General features: G+C 65.3%; 2 protein-coding genes. Both read left to right on the top strand.

The features are described 5' to 3' along the window. Window positions 1-393: methyl-accepting chemotaxis protein (locus AB5Y59_RS03955; protein ID WP_368211507.1), on the top strand; the 393-nt coding region annotated here is incomplete at its 5' end. Between the two features lie 122 nt (window positions 394-515). Continuing rightward, window positions 516-1618: methyl-accepting chemotaxis protein (locus tag AB5Y59_RS03950; RefSeq protein WP_368211506.1), on the top strand; the 1103-nt coding region annotated here is incomplete at its 3' end.

The raw sequence follows: 1618 nt of genomic DNA, 5'->3' as shown, positions 1-1618 counted from the left end.
GAGGTGCGCAACCTCGCCAGCCGCTCCGCCGCCTCCACCGCCGAGATCCAGGGCATGATCAACAGCCTCCAGGAGCAGAGCGCCCGCGCCGTCAGTGCCATGGCCCAGGGACGCAACCAGAGCCTGCGGGTGGTGACCCAGGCCGACGAGGCCAACGGTGCCCTCGACCAGATCACCGGGCACATCACCCAGATCAGCGACATGAACATCCAGGTCGCCACCGCCACCGAAGAGCAGTCCAGCGTGGTCGGGGAGATCAACCGCAACGTGGAGGACATCAACCAGCTCACCATGGAGACCGCTGATATCGCCCACCAGTTGACCGAGTCCAGCCGCAGCCTGCAACAGCTCTCCGGCGAGCTCGACAAGCTGGTCGGCAACTTCCGGTTATAAGATGAAAGGGCGCTGCGGCGCCCTTTTTTCACCGGGTCGACAGGGAATACCGACCCCCATGACGGCGAACCGTCATGACAAGCCGCTACAGTAGCGACACAGCAACACACCAAGGAGTCAACATGCTGGCAGGCAACCTCACCATCAAAACCCAACTGATCCTGGCCGTCACCGTGCCCTGTCTCGCCCTGCTGCTGGTTGGCGCCGCCAGTCTGCGCAGCATGGACAACATCAGGCAGCAGGCCGAAGAGCTGTTCCAGAATACCGCCACCCCCATGCGGGCCATGGCGGAAGTGGCCTCCCGCATCCCGCGCATGCGCGTCGGCATCGACATGATGCTGCTGCAGGACACCTCCCTGCGCGACGAAAAGGGGGTGCTGACCCGGGTCAAGGAGACCCGCGAGGAAGACATTCCCGAGATGCGCCAGGCCATGGAGCAGGCCGTCAAGGCCCAGGTCGATCCCGACGCCCGGGCCAGGGCCCAGACCCTGCTCGATCAATTCACCCGGGTGGAGCGGGAGGAGCTGACCCCCATGTTGCAGGCGCTCTCTGACAACAAGATGGACGAGGCACGCGCCATCTACCGGGATCGCTACAGCCAGAGCTACGGGGTCATGCGCAAGGGCGCCAATGAGCTGCTCGACGGGTTGATAGGTCAGGCCCAGCATCGCAACGACCTGAGCGAAAACAGCTATGACAGCGGTCGTACCCAGATGATCGCCATCATCGCCATCGCCATCATTATCTCGCTGCTCGTCTCGACCCTCATCCTCATCGGGCTGCGCCGCCGGGTCTCCTTCCTGCAATCCCATATTGGCGAGGTGGCCCGCCACCTCGCCCTCGACAGCCGCGCCAGTCTTACCGGCAAGGACGAGCTGGCCGAGATTGCCCACAGCTTCAACCAGTTCGTGACCCGGATCCACGGGGCCATCGTGCAGGTGGCGAGCAACTCGCGCCAGGTGGCGGCCACCGCCAGCGAGGTGGCCGCCAAGGCCCAGCTCACCCAGCACAACTGCACCGCCCAGCGGGATCGCACCGTCCAGGTCGCCACCGCCATCCACGAGATGGGGGCCACCGTCACCGAGATCGCCGGCAATGCATCCCTGGCAGCCGACGTCGCCAAGCAGGCCAACGAGCAGGCCGATGCGGGGGCCCAGGTCGTCGCCCAGGCCCGTCACGGCATCGTCGGCCTCTCCGGTGAAATCGAACAGGTCGCCGGGGTCAT

Origin of the sequence: Aeromonas sp. s10, assembly GCF_040907975.1 — a bacterium.
GTDB classification, from domain to species: Bacteria; Pseudomonadota; Gammaproteobacteria; order Enterobacterales; family Aeromonadaceae; genus Aeromonas; species Aeromonas caviae.
The sequence above is the reverse complement of the archived record's forward strand: the minus strand, read 5'-3'. Positions and strand labels throughout refer to the sequence as shown.